The following is a 24,385-nucleotide window of genomic DNA, read 5'->3' as shown; positions in this document are numbered from 1 at the left end:
CTCTCCAAACTTCAATAAAACTTTAAGCCGCGCGTAGGGGAATAACCTGAACATGCGTGCTATAATGCCATTTAGTCATGTCGTCACATCGTCTGGTAGTTGCATAGTCAGGCCATTGCGACCGTTTGACCACCCAACTAATAGACTATGTCCTTCGCCCATCTCCACGTCCATACCGAATACTCTTTGCTCGACGGCTTCTCGAATATCAAGAAGCTGGTCAAACGCGTCAAAGAGATGAACATGGACTCGGTCGCCATCACCGACCACGGCACGATGTTCGGTGTGATCGACTTCTACAAAGCCGCCAAATCAGAAGGCGTCAAACCCATTATCGGGTTGGAAGCCTACATGGCGGCACGCGGCATGAAGGACAAGGATTCCAAGCTGGATCGCTCGTCCTTTCATTTATTACTGCTCGCCGAAAATGACACGGGTTATCGCAACCTGCTGAAGATCGCCTCCGCCGCGCAATTAGACGGCTTCTATTACTATCCCCGCATTGACCATGATTTTCTCGCCGCGCACTCCGAAGGTTTGATCTGTACTTCAGGTTGTATGTCTGCGGAAATTCCGCGTGCGCTATTGCAAGACAACCCCGAAGAAGCGCTTCGCAAATGGAATTGGTACTACGACGTCTTCGGACCTGACCGATTCTTCGTTGAGCTACAAGAACACAACATCCCTGAAATTCTGGATTTGAATAAAAAACTGCTTGAGCTGGGTGCGCGTTATTCCGCGAATTACATCGCGACCAATGACGTGCATTATGTCAATCAAGAAGATGCGAAACTGCAAGACGTTCTGCTCGCGATCCAGACCAACTCCACTTTAGCAGACAAAGACCGCATGCGCATGACCGACGACTCGTACTTCCTGCGCTCCCCTGCAGAGATGAGCCGACTCTTTGCAGAAGTCCCTTCGGCGTTATCGAACACCTTGCTCATTGCCGAACGCTGCAACGTGGACTTGGGCTTCAAAGGCTATCACCTGCCCGAGTTCCCTGTGCCCGAAGGGCATACCGCTGAGACGTACTTACGCGCCTTGTGCGAGGCTGGGGCGAAGAAACGCTATCAGGATGACGCAACCAGCACCAAAGTCCGTGAGAGGCTGGATTATGAATTAAGCGTCGTCCACAGTATGGGATTCGACGCCTACTTCCTGATCGTGTGGGACTTGTGCCGCTTCGCCCGCGAACATGGAATTTGGTACAACGCGCGCGGTTCGGCGGCGGGATCCATCATTGCGTACACGCTTGAGATCACCATGGTCGACCCGCTCGAACATGCGCTCATCTTTGAACGCTTCTTGAATCCGGGACGTGTGTCGATGCCCGATATCGACTTGGACTTCCGTGACGACCGCCGCCATGAAATGCTCGAATATTGTGCGCGCAAATACGGCGATGACAAGGTCGCGCAGATCATCACCTTCGGCACGATGGGAACGAAAGCTGCCATCCGTGATGTGGCGCGTGTGATGGAAATTCCGCTGCCAGAAGTGGATCGAGTCGCCAAGCTGGTTCCTTTTTCGCCGGGCGGCACGACCATGGCAGAAGCGCTCGAGATCAAAGAGTTCAAACAAATTTACGACACTGACCCCAAGATGCGCGAAGTGATCGACATTGCCGCGCGCATGGAAGGTACAGTGCGCAACGCAGGCACACATGCGGCAGGCGTGGTCATCTCAGATAAGCCCATCCTCGAATATCTGCCGCTGCATCGCCCGACGTCCAATTCAGAAGATACGCCGATCAAGTCGGTGACCCAGTTCGAAATGGGTATCCTTGATACGCTCGGCATGTTGAAAGTGGACTTTCTCGGTCTCATCACCTTGACCGTGATGGCGCGTGCCTGTGACCTGATCTTCAAACGTCACGGCATCAAGCTGGACCTGAGCAATATCCCCATTGACGACCCCAAGTCATTTGAGTTGATGGGTGCCGGTCAGACCGCTGGCGTCTTCCAGGTGGAAGGCGGCGGCATGACGCGCTGGCTCGTGCAGATGAAGCCGAAGAATCTCGATAACATCATCGCGATGGTGGCGTTGTATCGCCCCGGACCGATGGCGTTCATCCCCGATTACATCGCACGCATGCACGGCGAAGCGGAAGTGGAATATCGCCATCCTTCGATGGAGCCGATCTTCAGCGATACCTACGGCATTCCCGTCTATCAAGAACAACTGATGCGTGCCGCTGTAGAACTCGCCGGGTACACACCTTCCGAGTCGGATGAGCTGCGCAAAGCCATCTCGAAAAAGAAAAAAGAAGACATCGAAAAGCACCGCGCCAAGTTCGTGAAAGGCGCTGTTGAAAAAGGCATCGAACAATCCACCGCCGATGCGATCTATTCGGACTGGGAAGAATTCGCGAGGTACGGCTTCAACAAATGTTTGCCCGGCGACGTGGAAATTTTGGATGCTGCTACAGGTCGACTCGTCAAAGTGGAAGACCTTTATCGTGGCACGGCGGAAATTCAAAAGACTCTCTCTTGCGATATTCCCACGTTGAAATTGAAAAACCAGCCTGTGCTCAACGTCATGGACAACGGCATGAAGCCCGTCTTCCGCTTAATCACAGCACTGGGACGTACCATCGAAGCGACGGGAAATCATCCTTTCTATACATATAACGGCTGGTGCAACCTCGAAGAACTTCAACCTGACGATTTCATCGCCGTTCCACGAATCATTCCAGTGGAAGGCAAGCAGGAATGGGAAGACCATGAGGCGATTGCTTTGGGTCATCTATTAGCAGAAGGCAATCTCTGCCATCCGCACTCGGTTTATTACTACAATCAAGATATGGAACAGGTGAATGATTTCGTGCGAGCCGCCGAGTCATTTACAAACGTCAAATGCACGATTGCCATGCACAAGGGGACATATTCCATATACGCTGCCCGCGCCGACAAACAATATGAACCCGGCATCTTCCCTTGGGCAGGCGAGTTGGGTTTGCTTGGCAAGAACGCTCGCAACAAAGAATTCCCTTCTGCGATCTTTGAATTGAACAACCGCCAGATCGGTCTGGTCATCAGTCGTATGTGGGATGGTGATGGACATATCGATTCACGCGGACGTAGCCTGTACTATGCCACTGCTTCACAGCGCCTTGCACAGCAGCTTCAGCACCTGCTTTTGCGCTTTGGTATCATCAGTCGCTTGCGCACCGTAGAATTCCCCTACAAAGATGGGCGAGTCGGGTATCAGGTTTTCATCACCGGATACGAGAACATCAACACATTCAAGCAACATATCGGTTGTTTCCTGGTAAGTACCAAAAAGACACAAGCCCTCGAAGAACTAACTGTTTTCATTCCTCCTGTTGCTGTCGGCACAAAAGACATTATCCCTGCAGCAGTTAAGGAGCATATCCGCGCCGTAAAAGACTCGTCCGGGCTGACTTGGAAAGAGATCACTGCCACCACTGGCATTGCTCCGCGCGAATTCTCCCCAACCAACTCCGCAGGTAAAGTAGGCTTTGGGCGAACCACCCTGCAACGCCTTGGTAATTACTTTGATGACCCCATCATCAAACGCTATGCTGAAAGTGACATCTACTGGGATCGAATTGCTTACATCGAATACGTCGGCGAAAAGCAAACCTACGACCTTGAAATCGAAGATACACACAACTTTATTGCCAACGATATTCTCGTTCATAACAGTCACGCCGCCGATTATGGCGTGATCGCCGTTCAGACTGCCTATCTCAAATCGCATTACACCGCCGAGTACATGACCGCGCTCATGTCCGCTTCAGCTGGGCAGACCGAGAAGATCGCTTTCTACGTGGCAGATGCGCGTACGATGGGCGTGCCCGTTCTGCAATCGGATATCAACTCTTCGATGTGGGACTTCGACATTGAAGATGTCCCTTCGACAAGCTCAGGGCAAGCGCAACCTCATATCCGTTTTGGCATGGGCGCCATCAAGAATGTTGGTGAGAACTCCGTTCAGCCGATCATCGAAGAACGCGCCAAGAACGGAAAATTCACAGACCTCAACGACTTCGCACGCCGCGTAGACTTACGTGCCGTTGGCAAACGTTCACTGGAAAGTCTCATCAAAGTGGGTGCGCTCGATTCGTTCGGCAATCGCGCATCGTTGCTCGCCTCGCTTGATCGCATCGTCGCCATCTCCAGCAATCACTTCCGCGCCGCCGATGCGGGACAAATGAGTCTCTTCGGCGCAGCCACCGGCATCATCGAAGAGATCACCTTGCCCGAAGTCAAAGATGTGGACAAGCGCGAGATGCTCAACTGGGAGCGCGAGCTGATCGGTCTTTACATCTCCGACCACCCGCTCAACGAATATCAAGCCACGCTGGCAAAGATCGTCAGCTATTTCTCGGGGCAGTTGGGCGAAGCCAATCACGAAGAGAAAGTCCGCATGGCGGGTCTCATCACCGGCGTGCGCCCCTACACCACCAAAACCGGCAAGCCCATGGGCTTCGCCGCACTCGAAGACATTCAAGGCACCGTCGAACTCGTGCTCTTCCCCAAAACCTGGGAGGCTTCACGCGAGAAGCTGACCGTCGGGCAGATCGTCATCGTTGAAGGCAAAGTGGACCAGGGCAGCACCCCGCCCAAGATCCTCGTCGATACGATCAAGACCGAGATTCCTGTGACAACCTCGGCGGATGATCCTTTCATCACAGCGGACTCGACTCCCAAGCCTTTGCTTGCCCGCACACAGGAGCAATCTCCCCGCCGCCCGGAGCAGACGAAGCCGACAGTTGCTCCACAACCCAAACCGAATCCAACACCGAAAACGACTCCACCTGTTGCAAAACCTGTTGTCGCTGAACCTGCGCCATCCTACACCCCCCTTTCATCCCCCCAAATGCCGGGGGAATTTGGGGGGACAGAGGGGGGTGATGATATGCCCCCGCCGCCCGATAACTTCCCCGATGGCTGGGACAATGAATGGCAGCCCTCTTTCGACGAAGCCGCCATTGCCGCTCAGCCTGCGCCGAAGTTCAAGAAAGATGAACCGATCACTCCTCCGCTGGTGACTCGCGCGGTGACAGCGTTGACGAATGCCGAAGTGTTGAACCCAGTCGAAGACAAGGATGATGCGTTCATTCCGTCGTTGTATGTTCCGCTTGCCAAAGAGAACAAGGACAAGGAACATCCGCCCCAACAGATCACCGTCATCCTGCGCTCCACCGGCGACAAGGACCGTGACAAGCGCCGCATCAAGACACTGTATGGCACGTTGATCTCATACCACGGGCGCGATAAGTTTAGTTTTCAGATCTTTGAGAACGGCAAGGGACACCTGATCGACTTCCCCAACGACACCACGCGCATCTGCCCCGAACTGCTCGAGCGCCTCAAGAAGCTGATGGGCGAAGAGAACTGGCGCGTGGAAGAGATTACATTTCAGTAACTCGCAGGGGCACAACACCGCTTTATCCTTACTTTATTCAGGAGGATTATGAATCTACATCAACTCGCCTGCAAACACAAAAACTCTGTCATCAAATGGAATCGCATTGCCCTTGTGTGGAAAGGGTATCTATGAGGAATGTGTGTGTCCGAGTGATATTTCCTTTTACTATGTTCAAATCATTAATCATAAGTGGAGCTTTTGATGAAAATCCGGCTTCGGTCATTGGCTAATACTCTGTCATCAAAGAAAAATAAAGATTACCTGATTCTTGGGATAATTTTTATGGTTGGTTTTATGCTAAGAATTCATAGGGTTGGAGAAGATAGTTTCTGGTATGACGAAGTTGGACAAGTCGCCGCAGCCATCCAACCAAAGATTACAGATACATTGAGTATGGTGCGCGGACATGCAGGGGCAATGCCATTGGATTATTTGGTTACCAGATTTATGACCATGTTCAGCCTACAGGAAAATATTATACGTTTACCGTCGGTACTGTGGGGGTCTCTTTCAATATTCGCATATTATATATTAATAAATCAAATTAACATCCCTTATAAAAGGCAGGTAGCACTTCTTACAGCTTTCTTGATTTCCGTGTCTCCGGTCAATATTCAGTATTCACAGGAGGTTCGGTTTTATGCTTCGCTTATGTTTTTTTATGCCTTGGCAGTGTTTTTTTTGATAAAGGCAATCGCAACAAGTGCCACACGAGATTGGCTGGCTTACGTGGCGTCAAGTGCAGTAGGGGTCTTTTTTCATCCTTACTTGATGCTTACAACAGTTATAGGCTTTTTCTTTCTCATGGATCTTTTTTTAAAGAGACACAGATCTGAATTGTTTATCGATATCTACAAAAAAAATATCTGTGCATATGTACTCAGTTGTGTACTGATAGTCATCTTATTCCTGCCAGGGTATTTATTTTTTCACACTCAAGATTTCTATACTTACGAACTTGGTCTGTCTCCAAACAGTATCCTTAGTGGGTTAGGTTTTAAAGCAACCATATCCAGCGAGAGCCTGCCGTCTTTTGGTGTATGGCATTTATTTCTAGCCATGGGAGTTTTACTTGGAGGAGTATTTGTGCTGAAAAACTCTGGGGAATACTTCTCAATGATTTTCTTATGGGTATCCTTGTTGATTCAAATAATCCTTGTCATATTCTTAGATTACTCGAATGGGTATCCGTTTATTCCCCGACAGATCATTCATATGACGCCATTTGTCTATCTCCTGTTCTCTATAGGGTTTATGGAATTGACCTTAAGATTTAAGAGAGTTGCGATCCAGTATGCATTTACCGCCGTTGTGATCATTGGGTTGTTTGTTTCTGCACTTCCTTACATTAATCTTGTGTATGATCACTCAAAGGGAGGTACAAGAGAGATAGCGCAGATCATTGTCGAACGATATCGACCGGGGCAAAAGGTGCTTACTTTATCTGCGCAACATGAGACAACACTCCGCTTCTACTTGTCGCAACTAGTTGGGGATGATACTGCCAATGAAATGACACTGTCTACCACAGAGGGTATGGGAACTTTTATTCAAAGCCATCCGGAGATTTTATATGTATATCTTTCTCGTGACACCAATGCGGACGTTCGAAGGGAAATTGTGAGGCTTGGCTTTGAACAGATAAAGATTGCTGAAGATACCGACTTTATTTTTGTGCGACCATAATTACCCAATTCGAGATGGTCTATTACTGTTTTTTAGTAAAAGAGATTGATGTGGATATAAAGATTTGGTATATAGTCAAAATCTACGAAGTCAGTAAAATGGTTATATGACCACCAACCTCCTCCAACTCGCCCGCGCAAACGGAAACCCTGTCATCGAAGGCAACTAAAACAAAAGTACCACATATTTATAAATATGTGGTACTTTTGTAATATAATCCCTGTATGGCAGGCAACCCGTATAAAAAAATCTTCGCAAATCATAACGGCATCCTACGCGCGGCGCGGGCGGTAGAGCTGGGCGTACCACGGCATGTGTTGTACGAGATGGTCAAATCGGGCGAACTCGTCCGCGAAGCGCCGGGGATTTACCGCTTGAGCAACTTTGATCCCTTGGGGAATCCTGACCTCGTAAATATCAGCCTGCGCGCGCCGCAGGCGGTATTTTGCCTGATCTCCGCGCTGTATTTCCACGAACTGACCACGCAGATCCCACACTTCGTTTATTTTGCCCTGCCACGCGATGTCAAAACTCCAAAGATACAGCATCCGCCCATCAGGGTTTTCCATTTTTCAGAAGCTCCCTACAAAGCCGGTATCGTTGAATACGAAGTGGATGGCGTCAAAGTCAAGGTATATGATCGCGAGAAAACTCTGTCTGATTGCTTCAAGTTCCGCCGAACCGTGGGTATGGACGTCGCAATCGAATCCCTGCGCGATTACATCAAACAGCCTAAGATGAATGTGTCCCTGCTAATGAAATACGCCAAAGTGAATCGCGTGGAGAAGGTCATGCGTCCATATGTGGAGTCGCTGCTATGAAAGAAACAACGAAGAATATCCCCGCATCCATTTTGGCTCGCTTGCGAAATCAATCTGACGTTATTAACCGACCCTATGCAGAAGGCCTTCAATACTTTGCCATGGAACGCTTCCTGTATCGGCTTTCCAAAACCAACTATGCCGAAAAATTCGTTCTCAAAGGCGGATTGTTGTTTTATGTCTGGAATTTGTCCATGCGCCGCCCGACCAAGGATATAGATTTTCGAGGATATGTTTCAAGCGATAGCGATAACCTGCATAAAATCATCAAGACAGTCATTGAAGTGTCTGCACCTGAAAATGGGCTAGTGTTCGATATGCAATCAATTTCTGTGGAAGAAACCCAGATCGATGCTGATTATGTGGGCATCCGCGTTAAGTTGATCGCTCTGCTGGAGCACACCCGCATCCCGCTTCAAATTGACATTGGCTTTTCAGATGAACTTGCCTCAAAAGCAGAGCTTGTCGAATACCCGAACATCCTGCTTGACTTCAAATCCGCTCAAATGAGAAGTTACCCAAAAGAGGCTGTAGTGGCTGAAAAATTTCATGCCATGGTTCGACATGCCCAATTGAACAGCCGCATGAAAGATTATTATGATCTTTGGCTGGTCTTGCAAACTTTCGACTTTGAATGTTCAAGTCTGCAAAAAGCAATCAAAATCACTTTCAAAAAACGAGATGAGACTCTGCCAACTGAACGTCCCATTGGGTTGACGGCTGAATTTGGCGAGAGCAATCAATCGAGTTGGGAAAGTTTCCTTGAGAAGTCTAGTCTTGGGTTTGATGAAATCAGTGATTTTGTTCAGGTTATCGAGAAAATATGGAGGTTTTTACAGCACCCTTTGCTAGCCTCCACAAATGGAGAATGGTCCAGCCGAAAATGGCATGCATCCAAGGGTTGGAAATAATCGTACAATGGGGGCATGACCACCAACCTCCTCCATCTCGCCCGCGCAAACGGGAACCCTGTCATCGAAGGGAATCGTGTCACCTTCGTGTGGCAGTGGAGTTACGCCGAGGCGTGCTTTGCGGTGAGATACTTCTGGAACCACCTGATCACGAGGGTGATGTAGAGAAGCAGCATTCCCAGAAAATGCAGGAGAGGAATAGTATCTGCCCGGTCTGCTCGAAAAGCGCTTGTGTGCTGTTGATGGGGATGGATAAAGCAGTACGCCCACCCCAAAACAAGATATTAAAGCCAGAGTTTGTTTTGTTCTTCACTGTTATCTTTGATGTAAAGTGCGATGGGGATGATGAGCATGAGCAGATAGTGAGTCCATGCAATGGGGCTGGTGAGCAGCGAACCAGTGACGAGGATGAGGAATTCTGAGGTCTGGGTCTTTGGGGTTGCGGGGTGTTTGAACCCGATGAAAAGTATAAAGACAATGGGTGCATATAGAACAAGCTGAGCAAGGGTTGAGGCGAGTTGATATTGCGGATTCGGTGCAATGGGGAACCAGCCAACGTAGCCGGGAATTAATTGACGTGACAGAAAACCGCTCAGCGATTGGTTGTTGTAGGCAGTGATGGGGTTGCCCGCCATGGAGAGGATACAACGGTCTGCCCATAAGCTGTTCAACCAGAATGGAACAAAGATCAGAGACGCCGCCAGTACCAGTGTGAAGATCAAGAGTCCGCCGCCCACTACGCGCCACCTGCGTTGAACGAAGAAATAGCCAGCCGGAAGGATGAGCGGGATCTTCAACAATCCGTTCACACCAAGCAAAATGCCCGCCAGCCACTCCTTCCCTGTTTTGACCCACCAAAGCACCAGCAGCAATCCCAGCGTGATGACTTGTGTAATGTTTCCCAGCCAGATGTTGTAATCAAGCGGACCATTAAGCGCCAAAAGTGCAAGGACCAGCCAACGCAGTCCGCCTTTTAACTCGGCGAGTTTCACAAGCCAATATGCAAGCGGCAGGATCGTCACATACCCAGCCAGGAAGAAGATCGTGCCTGCGTATTCTTTTTCCAGGTTGGCAAGCGGCGCAAATAAAAATGCGACCAGAGGGAAGTTGGTGAAGTTATAGCAATTCTCATCGTACAGCGCTTCAAGATCGCGGACGATCTTCCGTCCGCCGTGATAGTAGCCCTTGAAGAAGTCGTATAAATATTGTTCCTGTGAGGCATACCATCCGATTAGCAAGAGGAGGGCGAGGCAAGCGAGCCACCACGCCCAACGCATCCACGGTTTGGTTAGTTTATGCTCGATCTGGAAGAATAACCCTGTCAGGAGGATGGGAATGGAGATGTAAATGAAATACGGGGAGTAGTATGGCATTTAAGTTCAGCCTTCTGACTTGAGCTTTTCATTTGCCGTGTCGATGGCGTTACGCAGTTCTTTTTTCATCTCTTCGATGATGGATTGGAACCTTGGTATGGAGTATTTGTCCTGAAGTTCCTCCAGATCCTGTTCAAGGTCGTAAAACTCATAGTGATCCTGATATTTATTTGTATACCCGGTGTAATGGATCAGTTTGTAATTCCCCTTAATGATTGAATAAGTGGCTTTTGTGAAGGGTAAATGGGCGACACTGTCTTTTGCTTCCACCGTAATGATGGCGCGCTCTGGGTCCGCGGCTCCACCCAGACCTGGGAGAATGCTCCCCTCGGCGGAGGCGGGGATTGCCTGCCCAGCCAGATTTAAGATCGTTGGCAGCAGGTCGATGTTATTGGTTGGGGTGGTGATATCCTGCCGGGTTTGATTTCCAGGTGCCAACACCATCAGCGGAATGTGCATAACCGGGTCGTAGAGCAAGGGGGTGAAGTGACCGAACTCGCCGCGTTCGAACATTTCACCGTGGTCTGCTGTAAGGATGAAATATGTATTATTAAGAACACCCTGTTCTTGCAGGGTTTCAAACAACCGCCCGATCTCCATGTCTATGTTTGCGATAAAGGAGTCGTACCGACTGCGGTCAGCAGCCAACCCGGCTGGGGTCAGGTTGGGAGACAAAACATGTTCCCGTTTTGCAGGGGGGGTATAGCCATCGTTAGTGAAGATGCCTGCAAAGTCTTTGTGTGGGTTATATGGGTCGTGTGGCGGAAATATATGAAAATAGGAAAAGAAAGGCGCTTCATTTTTATGTAAATTGAATATCTTATCTGCTATTCCGTCGAACAGATCGCGCATGGTAAATACGTTGTCGTGAAACTGAGCAATGGGATATCCCGTGGGATAGTTTTCTAAAGAAATATCTTTGATCCTGCGCTCATAGTACAGCCCGAAGATGAAGCTTAGCAATAAAGAGTTACGGTAATAGAACATGTTCTCGAGCGCATGACTGCTGACGACGGGGTCTTTTTTGAATTTTTTATAGATCGCTCCGCCATTGATTAACCCAAATTCGGAGGGCGGCAAGAAAGTGTCAATGTCGTTCGAAAACTGGTGCAATAGATTGGCTGCCCAATAATTTTGTGAAAATGCCAGTTTAAAATAGTCATTTCCTAACAGACGGAAAATATTATGTTCAATGAGGTTTTGTTTCTTGATGATCCCGGCTGGGTTGACTGCACGGTGGCTCAACGGCAGCAGACCGGTCAATAGTGATGATGTGCCGGGAACCGTAAAACTCCCATTCGCGTAATGGTTGTGATAGATAATGGCTTTTTCAGCCAGCTTTTCGAGGTTGGGTGTGGTTTTGCGCGGGTAACCATAAAGAGACAGGTTGCGTGCAGTCATCGCATCGCAGATCAACATGATAATGTTTGGTCGTTGCCCTCCTGCGTTTTGAGTCTTTGCTGAGTCTGGCAATAGATTGGCGGCTAGCCCACTGCCTAAAATGCCCCAACCTGCCTTGAGTAAATCACGTCTTGAGAACTTTCTCATTTCTTATCCTAAGCTTCTAATAATTACAACGATAACCGATATGATCGAGATGGGCAGGTAGATGTACAAAAAGACCATGGCGCGATCTGCGATCAGTTCCACTGTGTTCTTTATGGTCTGAATATTCTCCGCTGCCAGTAAGAATCCAACAGTGCTGACCGTAAAGAATAGAACCCATTTGTAGATGTCTACCAGGGCTTCGCCGAGCGGCGTTTGAGTGTAATAGAACATGATCGAGCTAAGAAAGGTAATGGTCAGGATCGTGCCGCGAAGTATGAATTTTTCGGTAAGCAGTTTTGAGGGCAGGAGCACGCCGAAAATGGTCAGGGCTGCGATCAGGAGCAGGCTTTCCAGAAATGCACCAGCCAGAATATATGCCACCAGAGTCAAGATCTCAGGGACGTTTAAGTATAGGACCCAGGTGAATAGTGAACTGCGGATGGTAACAATGATTGCCCAGGAGTACAGAATTGTGACCCCTACAGCATATACGGGCAGAAGTTGGTTTCGATTTGGAAGGCGATTCATGGGGGCACGGTAAAAAGCAGTTTGTTTCTTTATTCTACCATCCCCAGTTGACGGGGAAATTCACCCGATCAAGAATGCTATAATGAAAATCATTTATTTTCAGATTGTGTTACTTGAGGTTTGGCAATGTTCTTTGTTTCCCAAAGTTCGAAAAGAATACTCAGATTTACATTCCTCTTTTGGTTCGCGGTGTTTGTGGGAATTTTTTTGTGGTCGCGTGATTGGGAGGTCGTCAGGCTGGCGTCTACAAAGCAAAAAGAGGATCTGTTTGGGTTGTTCGCTTTTTGCGTATTCTGTGTGATGACGTTCGCTTTATATCTCGATGTAAGAGCGCGGGACAGGCTTTCTGCCGGTGAGTTGCTCCTGTTGGGTTTGCCGTATCTGGTGGGATTGATTTTCCTCGCTCAAACAACAGAACTTAGTTTTGGTTCATGGGATTACGACCAATATGAGGCGGCTTTTCGAGCAATTGCGGAGGGCGGCAATCCATACCTTGGGACTCGATATTTGTATCCGCCTTTATTTGCAGATATGATGGCTTTTGTGTTCCGAATTGGGTTGAGATTTTTTTCGTACGTTGGTATGGATAAAAGTGCATGGGTGTTTGTGTTTTATGTTCATCAAGCATCTCTATTATATTTTTTACTGTTATCTTATTTCCTGTCGTTCGAATTTGCGAAACAGATCGGGCTTGCAAATCTACGCAGTGTCATTCTGGTCAGTGTGATTTATCTTTTTAATGTCCCCGTGTTGCGGACGTTAAGTAATAATCAGGTGAATTTTTATATTCTTGCATCCATTTTGTTGGTTCTGGTGCTGTTGCGGAAATATCCTTTTATTGCAGGACTTGCGGCTGCTGTAGGTGGAATGATCAAGATATATCCATTTGCTTTGTCTGCCCCTATGGTGCTCTTGAAAAAATGGCGTGCGATTTTCGGGCTTTTTGCGGGTTCGCTGCTTGTCATCTTTTTCGAAACGAACTTTTTTCGCAATTTTGAATTATGGCGGCAGTTTATTAATTTCTACCGTTCCTTTCCTGTGGAGCAGGAGAGTTTGTTGTTTAGAAACTCCAGCCCGATGAGCTTTTTAAGGAGCACGCTTGGCTTTTTGAATTTGCCAGATACCATTTTGCGTGCGGTGTTTGTGTGTGTGGTCGCATCAGTCGGGGTGTGGTATCTATTCCGCTTCCTTCAGAGGGAAAGGATGGCTGTTCCAGACGGTGCATTGCGTATGGATACAGATTTCTTCCGCATGACCGGTCATATGCTGGATTTTTCAGTAATATCTCTTTTGATTGCTCCATCCGCTTGGGAGCATCATTACGTTATTGCCATACCGCTGGCAATATGGACGTTTACATTGCGAGGCAGGGATGCGTTCTTGCAAACAACCATCGGAACTGCACTGGTCTTTGCGCTGCCTGTGTTTAACGTATATCCTTTTAGTTATCTGCGTATGGCAGGTCTGTTGATTTTGTTGTTGTTGGTTTCCCCGAAGAATATTGAAAAAACATTTTCTATTTCAGTACACGCCAAAAAAAACTCCCGGTGATTTGGGAGTTTTTTTGGCGTTGAGCTTTAGCGAGTTTTTGCAAATGCGCGGACGGGGAAGGTCCTGCCCCTTTAACTTTGGGCGGAGCAGCCGTAAAAGAGAAGCCCTCATCGGGTACATTTTCTAAATTACATAAATGCTCGGCAACAATGATCTCGTTTCGCAGCAGCACAGAATGAACAGGTCTTGCGTTCCCGCGCGTATCGTCAATGTTGTGTGAATCAATGCCGACGAGCTTGGCACCATTATCGCGGAGATAGATCGCTGCATCCTCTGTTAGGAATGGATGATTCTCAAAATATACATCCGTCGCCCAATGTTCCGCCCAGCCAGTGTGAACCAAGACGGCTCGTCCACGAATCTCTTTGCCTTTGAACGCCTCGGTAGTGATAGCCAGCCCCTTGCGATAGTCCGCACGGATGACAATGCCTTCGAGGTCAACGAATTTTTCCAATTCGACTTCGGATAAGTCTTTGCCATCCTCATAGCGATGAAATGGACTGTCCACGTATGTGCCGGTATTGGTTACCATTTCTACTTTGCCAATGTGGAATTCTATGCCGGGAGCATATCGTCCGCGCGAGGCTTCACGGGTAAGGTAATCACAAACGATGGCGGCAGGCAATCCCTTGTAGGTAACCAGTCCGTCGTGGATGGTGTGGCTGAGGTCAATGTAGGTAGGCATGGTTATCCTTGCATCCGTTCCCACTCTGCCAGCTTTTCATCCATCTCGGCTTGGACGCGGTTGTACTCCTTGCCGATCTTGATCACTTCATCCGGCTTGACCATGGGACTCTCAAGCTGTGAACTTAAATTCGCGAGTGTCGCTTCCAACTCGGCGATCTTGTTTTCCAATTCCTGCAATTGCGCAACCCTTTTTCTTTCTTCTTTTGAGATCGCCTGCTTGGATTTTGGAGAGGCGCTATTCCCCTTCGGCAGCGCTGTTGATGCTCGAGTATCGCTTTTCGAATCTCGAGGTTCGCCTTTTCTCGCCGCCATGAAGGCTTCGTATTCCTTCTGTTCGCGTTCGGCTCTCAACTCGGAGTACGTTCCCTTGAAAGCGATCAGATGTGCTTCTTCGGTATCAATCTCCCAGATCTGAGTAGCAACTGCATCGACGAGATACCGGTCATGCGTGATGAGTAAGACCGTGCCTTCGTAATCTTCCAGTACAGCTTCCAAGACTTCCTGCGAAGGGATGTCGAGGTGGTTGGTCGGTTCGTCCAATAACAAAAGGTTCGTGTCTTGTAAAGCCAGCTTAGATAACGCCAAACGTCCGCGCTCACCGCCGGAAAGCATGCCGACTTTCTTATGCACATCATCGCCGCTGAAAAGATATTTGCCCAAGTAATCGCGGATCTGCCCCGGCAGCCAATTCGGCATGACCGAATCGATTTCCTGTAACAGGGTATTCTCTGGGTTGAGTCCTTCATGTGCCTGCGCAAAGTAACCGATATGCAGACTCGAACCGAGAATGACTTCCCCAGCCAATGGCTCGAACTGACCGAGAATGGTTTTCAAGAACGTAGACTTGCCCGCGCCGTTCGGTCCGATCAATGCGGCGCAGTCTTGACGACGCAATTCAATATCAGGAGTCTTGAACAAGAATTTATCGGGAAAGCCAACTTCTAAATTTTTCGTGCGCACAACCAGATCACCTGAGCGTTTTTGTGAACCAAGCCGCAGATGTAAATTCGGCAAGGTCCGCACCGGCGACCTCAACGCATTAATGCGGCGACCGGCTTCTTCCACACTCATAATAGATGTAGTTACAGAAACTTCGCTGGCTGTCTCAATCCATTTTTGGTTGAGCGCGGCTTCCATGCCGATCTGTTCGATGGCTTGGATCAAGCGCGACAAACGTTTTAATTTACCCTTCGCTTGCAATACATTTTGTCCCGCCACATTCTTGCGGATGTATTCCATCTCTTTATTTAATTTTTCTTTTTCACTTTCAAACACTTCCTGCCTGCGCGCAATGCGTTCTTCACGCTGCTTCAAATAGGAAGTGTAATTCCCGTTGTAGGTCTCATATGCACCGGGCAGCATTTCAAAAATCACATTGCTAACCTTGTCCAAAAAATAGCGGTCATGTGAAACGATGATCGCCGCGCCTTCCCATTGATTCAAATAACCTTCGAGCCATTCAACGGCGCGAATGTCGAGGTGATTGGTCGGCTCATCGAGCAGGAGCAGGTCAGGGTTAGATAAAAGGAGGCGTGCGAGAAAGGCGCGAGTGCGCTGTCCGCCTGAGAGGTGATCCAAAGATAAGGTGTAGTCTTCGGCGCTGAATCCCAAACCGGTGAGCACTTGCTTAATGCGCGTATCGTAGGTGTAGCCGCCGCGTCGTTCAAAATCCTCTTGCAATTTGCCGTATTGTTCGATGACCTCCGGGTCAGTTGCCATCAGGTCTTCAAGGCGGTGCAATTCGTTTTGCAGGCGGATGAGTTCATCGAAGACGGAATAACACGCGTCCCACAGCGTGCCCGTCATTTTGAAATCTGCCTCTTGCGACAAATATCCGCTTCGGACTCCCCGGGTGCGGGTGACTGTTCCCGTCGAAGCTTCATCTTCGCCTGCAAGGATTCGTAAGAGCGTGGTCTTGCCAACGCCGTTCGGACCGACAATACCCAGCCGCGAGCCCTTCTCAATAGAGAGCGGTAATGCCCGCGAAGATGTCGGTCGCGCCGTAGGATTTGGTGAGGTTGTTCGTTGTAATGAGTGCCATGTCAATTATCGTGGTTGGTAAAAACGCCTTCAAATTATACCGCCCAAAAACGTCGGTGCTTTCAAAACTGAGGATTGCCCGCTTTGCAGGGCTTGGGTAAGATTTACAAAATCATATTAAGGGATATGCCTATGGAAACCGGGACAGATTCTAAATTTAATACGATCATTGCCATTGTTATTTCGATTCTTACCATTTTTAGCGCGCTACTGGGTTGGCAAATGGGAAATGTCACCGGCGATGCTGAAGGGGAATACGCAGCTGCCCAGCGTGCTGAGCTGAATACTCAAAAAATACAGTCCATTAATGCACTGACAGTGGATGAGAACCACCGTAGCTTCCTGAATTACAAACGTAATTATGATGAATACCTGCTGGTCTCGCAGCAATTGGAACAGGCGCGTTCTGCCGATGCGGTGGACGAATCTTTGATCGTCACCTTGGAAACAAAACAAGAGGGGTTGCGCGCTTTGTATATTTCCAATTTACAGCTTTTTCCCAATATGTACATTGCCCAGGATGGCACTTATGATACAAGCACGCAAATGGGACAGTTATATGCCCGTGCCGCACGAGATATGGACTTGAATTCGCAGAGGCACTTGAATCTTGCAGTGGCGCTTGATGCGCAAGTGCAAAGAATGCAATATGCCCTGGTTTTGCTGGCGGTATCTTTGTTTTTCTTTGCGGTGATATCTACAGTGGAAGCATTAAAGCCGGTCGTTCTTTGGGGTTTCACTGCGTTGGGGGCAGTATTTGCCGTGGCTGGCTTGGTCATCGGCGTATTGAATTGGAGTTAAACGAGGCGAGTTATGGAAGAAAACGAAACACCTGAAACAAACGACACTTCCGGTTCCGATGCTCTTTTTAATACTGTGGTTGCTATTGCTGTGGCATTCATTGCGTTGGTCGGCTCGTTGATCACCAAGGTACAGGGAGATGCCACCACATTTTCCGGTATTGCTGCCAGTAATGAGCAGATGTATTACTACCAGGCAATGGGCGACCAGATCAGTGGCGATGCGAACATAAATAACGAGTTCGGCACGATCTTTCAATTGTGGCGTGAGTATGACCTGCTTGCCGTTTCTGCTGAAAAAAGCGGAGATGTTGCCTCTGCCCAGGCGTATCGCGAATTGCGGGATAGCCTTGTTAACGACAGTGCTCTGCTGAGTTCTCAATACTTTAATCCTGCAACCGGCAACGTAGATGTCCCTGCCTTCAAAATGGAGACATACGGATTGGACATCATTGAATTGGAGGAAAAGCAGCAGGCTGCATCTGAAGTATCGGCTGCCTGGGATGATAAAGCAAGTGTCTATGTCCTTCAAATGACCATGCTGGCGGTTGCTGGATTCCTGCTGGGGTTGGCACTCATGACCAAATCTCATGTGCCGCGTTTGATCTTTGCTGGTTCGGGAATTCCGATGGTCGTTGTTGTATCAATTTGGTCGTATGTCGTTTGGCTGGACCCCATATACGACTTGCGTGAAACAGGGGCGATCCCATATTATGCTCAAGGCGCAAGTTTTGTGAAGCAAAAAGAATGGGAAGCTGCCCTGCCTGCGTTGGATGAGGCGATTAAATTTGCTGGTGAAGAATATCCCTATGGGCGCGCCTACCTGCTGCGTGCCGATGCCAATGCTGCATTGGGTAATTTTGAAGCGGCCATTCAGGATTATGAGATCGCAATAGACGCTGGCGAAGTTGCTCCGAACATTGTCAGTGATCTGGTTTGGGTGTTCTTCCAAATGGGTCGTTTTGATGATGCGCTGGAAGCGGGTGAAGTTGCCCTGGAGGAAAACCCCGAGGATCTTTGGCTGCAATTACGCATGGCGATGGTGGAGCTTGGTACTGGTGATGTGAGTACTGCCAGACTCAATTACCGTCTGACTTTGAACCGTGCCGCAGAATCTGCCAGACAAAAACGAAGTCTCGGGGCTGACCCATCTGAAATATGGTGGCAAATTAACGAAGCGTCCTACCAATTGAAAACGTTGGCAGCGCTGCTTGCAGATGAGACCGCCGTGTCACCAGTCAAGGATGCTATTTCTGATCCGGCTTTGGTTGGGCAGGCAGCCGCAGAGATGGCTATTCTGTTGGATGAAAAATCAGTTGCTATACAGTACGAGATTGAGGAAGGCAGTATCAATGCTGCTATCAGCAAGCCCAAGTTCGTCGTTTCTATAAATGAAAGTAAAGGGTTTGTTTATAAAGTGGGTTCTGAGTTCCAATACAGCGGATTGGAAGAAGGCAGCCTGCTTGTCGTCAAAGTATCTCGAAATGGCGTAGAAGACCCTTCATGGACCCGAACCCTAAATTGGAACCGTGCGAATGAAGGCGTGTTGAAAATCTTGCTCACCCCTGCTTATGCAGATCTCTATATCGTCCAGCCGGGAGTGTACGAGGTAAGTTTTTATGTGAATGGTGTTTTAACTCAACATGGGCAGTTTATGGTTGGAAATGATACTCCCCAACCGGGTGCTTCGTTTGAATTTTCAGATATGTTGGACGGTTTCGACTTCTTTAACATGGATATCTTTGAGACTGAAAATGACGAAGACGGGCAAGAGTATGATATTCAGGGTGTTTACGAAGACTTGGATGTACTTGACTTTGAAGAGTTAGGCAACAATGTGCAGGGTGAAGATGGGTTCGCAGGGTTTGAAGATGGCTCAATGATTGATGACCCATCTGGCGATTCCACTGACTTGGATGAGACAACCCCGGATGATGGAGATTCCACTACGGATGATCAAAGCGATCCTGAAACTGGTGATGCCACAGATGGCGGTTCAAGCGAGGAAGAAGGCGGCGACCCACCCCCTGATGAAGGCGGATAAAAATGCTCTGTCGTTACTTTGTGAAAAGTGACGACCATGAGGAATGGTAGGTAGGGTATGGCAAAGTCCATAGATGGGTACCCATCTATGGACTTTTTTTGAAATCGTCTAAGTTGGGAAGTGACTAAAACACATAAGACCAATGGGGCATTAAGCCTGACGGCTTTTTAAGCATAATATCTCTTAATTATATTATTAGGAGATATTTATAAATGTATACCGACTCGCAAAATTCTGCTATTAGTGAAGATAAAAGTTCGAGCCGAAACTTAATAATTTCCATTGTAGGGATAATTATTCTCGGTTGTTGTTGTCTTGTGACGGGGGTGGGTGGTTATTATGGTTACAAAGCCTATGTGGCAGTAAAAGAAACCGTGGATGAAGTCAAGGAAGTGTATGAGATTCCAATTAATCCAGATGATCCCAACAGCCCCAATGTTCCAATTCCATTTACGCCTTTTAGCGAAGCACCAGAAGGCGGGTTGGGAGATGAACGAACGCGTGAATTTGTATGGACGCAGATTCCCATCTACTACCAGGAAGCGAATTGCCCTGCTCCCAAAGCAGATACCACTGAAATTACAGTGATCACCCAACCAGATGCTCAAGGCTCCTGGCAGGAAGAATGGAAAGTGGATTGTGGCAATGGAACTTTTCATGTCTTTGTTGTGGACTTTTTTACTCAAGACGGATATTCTTCCGGACTCGTTCAGCCGCCTCAGTAACTTGCTTGGCATGTGCGATATGTAAAAAACGCGGATAGATATTGATCTATCCGCGTTACGTTTTATAAAGCATGAAAGATAGATCTGTAAACCTCTATTTCTCTTCATCCACTTCAACGTGACCGGGCTTCTCCTTGCCCAACTCCAGTGAGCGTTGATACGCTGCCCACACCGCACGGGAAATTGCGGTGCGGAAGCCTGCTTTTTCCAAATAATACAACGCCTCTGCTGAAGTTCCGCCTGGAGAGGTGACTTGGTTGCGCAATGTGGCGGGGTGTCTTGCCGCGCCTTGATAATATGATGCCGAACCTTTGATAGTTTGCAACACAAGTTGCTCAGCAATACGGCGCGGAAAGCCCATGTGAACGCCAGCGTCAATTAAGGCTTCGGTAAAGAGAAAGACATAAGCAGGCCCTGAACCGGAGAGCGCGGTTGCCATGTCGAGATAGCTTTCATCTTCCACAAAAACTTCTTCACCCAAAGCTCCGAGGATGGCGCGTGTCATTTCCTGCTGTTCTTCGGTCACTTCCTTTGAAGCTGTCCACACTGTGATGCCTTCGCCGATCTGCCCCGGGGTGTTCGGCATCGAGCGCACAATGGCTTTATGTTTCAACCCAGCACTCATTTTCTTCAGAGTTGCGCCTGCAATAATGGACAAGACCAGCGCATCCGGTCGGATGCCCTTCAGGCTTTTCATTACTTCGGTTAGCCGCTGCGGCTTGACGGAGAGTACGACCACATCCGCTTCGTGAATAGCAGCGGAATTATCTGTGGTGGCTTTGATGCCGTATTTTTTGTTAAGTTCGTTCACTCGCTCTTCGCGCGGACCCGATGCGGTGATGTTCTTTGCATCTGCAAGTTTCTTGCGCAGCAAGCCCGCGATCATGGCTTCTGCCATCACACCAGGACCGATGAATGCGATTTTCTTTTTAATCATGATTTTCTCCAAAAATTGGGCAGGGTTTTGCCTGCCAGTTTTCTGCCAGGTCAAGCGCTTCTTTGGCTGCAGCGTACATCTTATCCTGAAATTCCGGCGAATAGTTGTATTTCACAACGGCATCAGCGAATTCGTCTTCGTCCACAAGTTTTGCAGGGTGGGGCAGCACTTTTGAAACATCCAGCTCATGGTCTTTGAAACTCATCACGCCATTTTTGAATTCGGGCGGTGAAGCAATATTGATATAGATATGAAACAACCTGCCATCCGTTTCAAAGACCTCAAGCAGGTTGTAGAATTTATTAAACCAGTAATAGGCGCGGTAATGATGTTCAAGCGGATAGTCTTCGCCTTTGATGTTGATGACGGATGACCCGGCAGGCGCAACCGTAACAAGCAGATCAGAGGTCACAGATTCGACTGTGGCTTGCCAGCTTCGGTAAACCGTCCCGTCCGTTTTGCAGGCATGGACGGGGATGATGCTGCCGATTTTTAGATTTTGCATGAAAAGATTATACATAAAAAAGAACTCCGAAGTCTATTGCAACTTCGGAGTTCTGATCAAAAAAACTTATTCTTTTACTTCGCCATCCACCACATTGCCATCATGCGGTGAGGAGGGTCCGCCTTCAGGTTGTGGTTGCCCCTGCGCGTACATCTGCTGGCTGAGCGCGTGGAAGGTGTTCTGCAATTCCTCGGTCAGCTTCTTGATGTGTTCAATATCGTCGCCTTGAGCCGCCTGTTTCAACTCATTGACCTTGGTTTCGATGGAAGCCTTTTCAGCGGATGGAACTTTATCGCCAAGGTCGCGCAGCGCCTTTTCGATCTGATACGAAAGATTATCCGCATCATTCTTAACTTGGATCGCTTCACGGCGTTTTTTGTCGGCAGCTTCGTTTAACTTAGATTCCTGCACCATGCGCTCGATGTCATTCTTGTTCAGGTTGGTCGAGGCGGTGATGGTGACTTTCTGTTCCTTGCCGGTGGCTTTGTCTTTCGCAGTCACATGCAAGATGCCGTTGGCGTCGATGTCGAAGGTCACTTCAACTTGTGGAACGCCGCGCGGTGCCGGTGGGATGCCATCGAGGCGGAAACGTCCGAGCGACATGTTATCACCAGCCATGGGGCGTTCACCTTGCAACACATGGATGTCCACAGCGGTCTGATTATCAGCAGCGGTGGAATATGTTTCAGTCTTACGCACAGGGATGGTGGTATTGCGTTCGATCATTACCGTCATTACACTGCCCATCGTTTCCACACCGAGGGAAAGCGGGGTCACATCGAGCAGGAGGATGTCTTTGACTTCGCCGCCAAGCACGCCGCCCTGAATGGCTGCGCCAATCGCAACGACTTCATCGGGGTTCACGCCTTTGTTCGGTTCCTTGCCGTTGGTCAACTTGCGGACCAGATCCTGAACCATCGGCATACGCGAAGAACCACCGACCAACACGACTTCATCGAGCTTATCAGCAGACAAGCCTGCGTCTTTCAGTGCGGCTTCAAATGGGGTACGGCAGCGCTGCAACAAGTCTTCGGTCATCTGCTCGAATTTTGCGCGGCTGAGTTTTAACTGTAAATGTTTCGGTCCTGAAGCATCCGCGGTCACATAGGGCAGGTTAATCTCAGTTTCCATCACAGTGGAAAGTTCAATCTTGGCTTTTTCTGCCGCCTCACGCAGACGTTGTAACGCCTGACGATCCTGGCGCAGGTCAATGCCTTGATCCTTCTTGAATTCGTCTGCTGCCCAGTTGGTGATGTTCTGATCCCAGTCATCGCCGCCGAGGTGGGTATCGCCATGTGTAGACTTTACTTCGATCACGCCTTCACCCACTTCAAGGACCGATACGTCGAACGTACCGCCGCCGAGGTCAAAGACCAGAATGGTTTCATTTTTCTTTTTGTCGAGCCCGTAAGCCAAAGCAGAGGCTGTCGGCTCATTGATGATGCGCAGCACTTCCAAGCCTGCGATCTTGCCTGCATCCTTGGTGGCTTGACGCTGGCTATCGTTGAAATACGCCGGGACGGTGATGACTGCCTGTGTAACAGCTTCGCCGAGATACGCTTCCGCATCTGCTTTGAGCTTGCCCAGCACCATTGCGCTTATTTCCTGTGGTGAGTATTCCTTGCCATTGACGGGGATCTTCACGCGCACATCGCCAGTCGGTCCCTGTGTTACCTGATATGGAACCATGCTGCGCTCTGAAGAAGTTTCTTCAAAATGACGCCCGATGAAACGCTTAATGGAGTAAATGGTGTTATCGGGGTTCACCACAGCCTGGCGCTTGGCGGTTTGCCCCACCATGCGTTCACCATTCTTGTTGAACGCGACAACAGACGGACATAAACGCCCGCCTTCTGCTGTAGTGATAACAGTTGCAGAGCCGCCTTCCATAACGGAGACGACGCTGTTGGTCGTGCCGAGGTCTATTCCTATGATTTTGCCCATGAGAAATCTCCTTGTAAATCTTTTCTATGGCTTCATGTTAAGCGATATCTGCAAGAATTCTGTTAACGATACGTAGGTTTTGAGTTAAACGAAAAGGCGGCTCGTCTGCCGCCTTTATCAATCCTTACTCTCTATCCACCCGGACCCATTCGAATTGCGCCGACATGGGGAGCTCTGTGAAGGACGAAGCGGTGATCCCGATCTCGCCTTCGGTCAGTCCGTAGTTTGTAACATCCATATTGTGAACGAGCCTATTATTTACATACAAGCTTAGAAAGTTGTCGTTACAGAAGAGTCCCAGCTCGTTACTGGCATTTTCTGTGAAATGATCAGTTGTACCGCTGAAGATTGGGGTGTATTTGGAAACGCCGGAAGAAAGCCATTCTCCGAGCAGGATGCTATAGTCGCCATTACTGGCTAGGTTGAACTCATACCAGCCGTTTTCCTTACTGTAGCGGCAGATCAGCCCTGCGGAACCGCTAGGAGCGAGGGTTGTTTTCGCACGGATGAAAACATTGGAGTATGTGTGGGCAGTATGGATGCCAATAAGCCATGTATCCGTTGCGGAGATGTCGATGCGCAGTACCCCATTCTGTGCGATGAGGGCTGGGAACTGTGTTCCCCCAAGCTGGAAGAAATTCCAATAGGTGGAGGCGGCATCGAATTCGTCGGTGAAATATAAGGCTGGTGGTTCGGGCGTGGCGGTTTCAGTGGGGAGGTCGGCTGTGGCGGATGGGTCAGTTTTCGGTGTGGTCAGAACCGTTGTAGCGGTGGCAGGATCTGAGGCGGAGGTAGGTGTGCTCGCGCCGCAAGCTGAGGTTAGTAGGAGGAGTCCAATAAAGATGATTTTTTTCATGTTGCTTTTTATATCACAAGACGAGCTCA

The 24,385-nt window shown here is 48.8% G+C and carries 18 protein-coding genes; 9 read left to right on the top strand and 9 right to left on the bottom strand.

Going from position 1 to position 24,385, the window contains the following annotated elements; translation table 11 throughout:
* The first annotated feature begins 147 nt into the window (after window positions 1-147).
* From dnaE to IPG80_RS12045, 5 genes are all read left to right on the top strand, one after another.
* Window positions 148-5,397: a DNA polymerase III subunit alpha gene (gene dnaE / locus IPG80_RS12065; protein ID WP_345106996.1), complete on the top strand. Its 5,250-nt coding sequence runs from the start codon at window positions 148-150 to the stop codon at window positions 5,395-5,397.
* A 225-nt stretch (window positions 5,398-5,622) separates the two neighbouring features.
* Window positions 5,623-7,086 carry a glycosyltransferase family 39 protein gene (locus IPG80_RS12060; protein WP_345106994.1) on the top strand — a complete coding sequence of 488 codons (1,464 nt, stop codon included), beginning with the start codon at window positions 5,623-5,625 and terminating at the stop codon, window positions 7,084-7,086.
* A 224-nt stretch (window positions 7,087-7,310) separates the two neighbouring features.
* A complete protein-coding gene (locus IPG80_RS12055) occupies window positions 7,311-7,907 on the top strand; it encodes a type IV toxin-antitoxin system AbiEi family antitoxin domain-containing protein (protein ID WP_345106991.1) in 597 nt (198 codons plus the stop codon).
* On the top strand, window positions 7,904-8,818 hold the full coding sequence (locus IPG80_RS12050) for a nucleotidyl transferase AbiEii/AbiGii toxin family protein (RefSeq protein ID WP_345106988.1): 915 nt from the start codon (window positions 7,904-7,906) through the stop codon (window positions 8,816-8,818). The genes IPG80_RS12055 and IPG80_RS12050 overlap by 4 nt, the downstream gene beginning before the upstream one ends.
* Before the next feature lie 15 nt (window positions 8,819-8,833).
* Entirely contained in the window at window positions 8,834-8,983 is a 150-nt protein-coding gene (locus tag IPG80_RS12045) for a hypothetical protein (RefSeq protein ID WP_345106986.1), read from the top strand.
* A 119-nt stretch (window positions 8,984-9,102) separates the two neighbouring features.
* Here IPG80_RS12045 and IPG80_RS12040 read toward each other — a convergent pair whose 3' ends face one another.
* From IPG80_RS12040 to IPG80_RS12030, 3 genes are read right to left on the bottom strand one after another with little or no spacing between them, the layout of a single operon-like run.
* The gene (locus IPG80_RS12040) at window positions 9,103-10,191 is read right to left on the bottom strand and encodes a glycosyltransferase family 87 protein (RefSeq protein ID WP_345106983.1); all 1,089 of its coding nucleotides are present in this window, start codon (window positions 10,189-10,191) and stop codon (window positions 9,103-9,105) included.
* A 6-nt stretch (window positions 10,192-10,197) separates the two neighbouring features.
* Window positions 10,198-11,739: a sulfatase-like hydrolase/transferase gene (locus IPG80_RS12035; RefSeq protein WP_345106981.1), complete on the bottom strand. Its 1,542-nt coding sequence runs from the start codon at window positions 11,737-11,739 to the stop codon at window positions 10,198-10,200.
* Between the two features lie 3 nt (window positions 11,740-11,742).
* Entirely contained in the window at window positions 11,743-12,267 is a 525-nt protein-coding gene (locus IPG80_RS12030) for a hypothetical protein (protein WP_345106978.1), read from the bottom strand.
* A gap of 207 nt (window positions 12,268-12,474) precedes the next feature.
* Here IPG80_RS12030 and IPG80_RS12025 point away from each other — a divergent pair, with 207 nt between their 5' ends.
* Window positions 12,475-13,818 carry a glycosyltransferase family 87 protein gene (locus tag IPG80_RS12025; RefSeq protein WP_345106975.1) on the top strand — a complete coding sequence of 448 codons (1,344 nt, stop codon included), beginning with the start codon at window positions 12,475-12,477 and terminating at the stop codon, window positions 13,816-13,818.
* Here IPG80_RS12025 and IPG80_RS12020 read toward each other — a convergent pair.
* Window positions 13,784-14,503 (bottom strand): cyclase family protein, encoded by a 720-nt coding sequence (locus IPG80_RS12020; protein WP_345106973.1) that lies wholly within the window; start codon window positions 14,501-14,503, stop codon window positions 13,784-13,786. The genes IPG80_RS12025 and IPG80_RS12020 overlap by 35 nt on opposite strands.
* Window positions 14,504-14,505: 2 nt before the next feature.
* A complete protein-coding gene (abc-f, locus tag IPG80_RS12015) occupies window positions 14,506-16,551 on the bottom strand; it encodes a ribosomal protection-like ABC-F family protein (RefSeq protein ID WP_345106970.1) in 2,046 nt (681 codons plus the stop codon).
* A 126-nt stretch (window positions 16,552-16,677) separates the two neighbouring features.
* On the opposite strand from abc-f, the gene IPG80_RS12010 reads away from it, so the two are divergent.
* The 3 genes from IPG80_RS12010 (at window position 16,678) to IPG80_RS12000 (ending at window position 20,114) form a co-directional block, all read left to right on the top strand.
* Complete coding sequence (locus IPG80_RS12010) at window positions 16,678-17,346, top strand: hypothetical protein (protein WP_345106967.1); 669 nt, start codon at window positions 16,678-16,680, stop codon at window positions 17,344-17,346.
* A 12-nt stretch (window positions 17,347-17,358) separates the two neighbouring features.
* Window positions 17,359-19,389 carry a hypothetical protein gene (locus IPG80_RS12005; protein WP_345106965.1) on the top strand — a complete coding sequence of 677 codons (2,031 nt, stop codon included), beginning with the start codon at window positions 17,359-17,361 and terminating at the stop codon, window positions 19,387-19,389.
* Between the two features lie 212 nt (window positions 19,390-19,601).
* On the top strand, window positions 19,602-20,114 hold the full coding sequence (locus IPG80_RS12000) for a hypothetical protein (protein ID WP_345106962.1): 513 nt from the start codon (window positions 19,602-19,604) through the stop codon (window positions 20,112-20,114).
* A gap of 94 nt (window positions 20,115-20,208) precedes the next feature.
* Here IPG80_RS12000 and proC read toward each other — a convergent pair whose 3' ends face one another.
* From proC to IPG80_RS11980, 4 genes are all read right to left on the bottom strand, one after another.
* The gene (gene proC / locus IPG80_RS11995) at window positions 20,209-21,051 is read right to left on the bottom strand and encodes a pyrroline-5-carboxylate reductase (RefSeq protein ID WP_345106960.1); all 843 of its coding nucleotides are present in this window, start codon (window positions 21,049-21,051) and stop codon (window positions 20,209-20,211) included.
* Complete coding sequence (locus IPG80_RS11990; RefSeq protein WP_345106952.1) at window positions 21,044-21,556, bottom strand: DUF402 domain-containing protein; 513 nt, start codon at window positions 21,554-21,556, stop codon at window positions 21,044-21,046. The genes proC and IPG80_RS11990 overlap by 8 nt, the downstream gene beginning before the upstream one ends.
* A 66-nt stretch (window positions 21,557-21,622) precedes the next feature.
* On the bottom strand, window positions 21,623-23,500 hold the full coding sequence (dnaK, locus tag IPG80_RS11985; RefSeq protein WP_345106949.1) for a molecular chaperone DnaK: 1,878 nt from the start codon (window positions 23,498-23,500) through the stop codon (window positions 21,623-21,625).
* 124 nt (window positions 23,501-23,624) lie between these two features.
* The gene (locus IPG80_RS11980) at window positions 23,625-24,356 is read right to left on the bottom strand and encodes a hypothetical protein (RefSeq protein WP_345106943.1); all 732 of its coding nucleotides are present in this window, start codon (window positions 24,354-24,356) and stop codon (window positions 23,625-23,627) included.
* Between the last annotated feature and the right edge of the window lie 29 nt (window positions 24,357-24,385).

This window comes from Candidatus Villigracilis vicinus (genome assembly GCF_016702885.1).
Lineage (GTDB): Bacteria > Chloroflexota > Anaerolineae > Anaerolineales > Villigracilaceae > Villigracilis > Villigracilis vicinus.
The sequence above is the reverse complement of the archived record's forward strand: the minus strand, read 5'-3'. Positions and strand labels throughout refer to the sequence as shown.

Bases quoted from the DNA above. Each gene is read 5' to 3' on its own strand.
- dnaE (WP_345106996.1), top strand. From the start codon at position 148: ATGTCCTTCGCCCATCTCCACGTCCATACCGAATACTCTTTGCTCGAC.
- IPG80_RS12055 (WP_345106991.1), top strand. From the start codon at position 7,311: ATGGCAGGCAACCCGTATAAAAAAATCTTCGCAAATCATAACGGCATC.
- IPG80_RS12050 (WP_345106988.1), top strand. From the start codon at position 7,904: ATGAAAGAAACAACGAAGAATATCCCCGCATCCATTTTGGCTCGCTTG.
- IPG80_RS12045 (WP_345106986.1), top strand. From the start codon at position 8,834: ATGACCACCAACCTCCTCCATCTCGCCCGCGCAAACGGGAACCCTGTC.
- IPG80_RS12040 (WP_345106983.1), bottom strand. From the start codon at position 10,191: ATGCCATACTACTCCCCGTATTTCATTTACATCTCCATTCCCATCCTC.
- IPG80_RS12035 (WP_345106981.1), bottom strand. From the start codon at position 11,739: ATGAGAAAGTTCTCAAGACGTGATTTACTCAAGGCAGGTTGGGGCATT.
- IPG80_RS12030 (WP_345106978.1), bottom strand. From the start codon at position 12,267: ATGAATCGCCTTCCAAATCGAAACCAACTTCTGCCCGTATATGCTGTA.
- IPG80_RS12020 (WP_345106973.1), bottom strand. From the start codon at position 14,503: ATGCCTACCTACATTGACCTCAGCCACACCATCCACGACGGACTGGTT.
- IPG80_RS12010 (WP_345106967.1), top strand. From the start codon at position 16,678: ATGGAAACCGGGACAGATTCTAAATTTAATACGATCATTGCCATTGTT.
- IPG80_RS12005 (WP_345106965.1), top strand. From the start codon at position 17,359: ATGGAAGAAAACGAAACACCTGAAACAAACGACACTTCCGGTTCCGAT.
- IPG80_RS12000 (WP_345106962.1), top strand. From the start codon at position 19,602: ATGTATACCGACTCGCAAAATTCTGCTATTAGTGAAGATAAAAGTTCG.
- proC (WP_345106960.1), bottom strand. From the start codon at position 21,051: ATGATTAAAAAGAAAATCGCATTCATCGGTCCTGGTGTGATGGCAGAA.
- IPG80_RS11990 (WP_345106952.1), bottom strand. From the start codon at position 21,556: ATGCAAAATCTAAAAATCGGCAGCATCATCCCCGTCCATGCCTGCAAA.
- dnaK (WP_345106949.1), bottom strand. From the start codon at position 23,500: ATGGGCAAAATCATAGGAATAGACCTCGGCACGACCAACAGCGTCGTC.
- IPG80_RS11980 (WP_345106943.1), bottom strand. From the start codon at position 24,356: ATGAAAAAAATCATCTTTATTGGACTCCTCCTACTAACCTCAGCTTGC.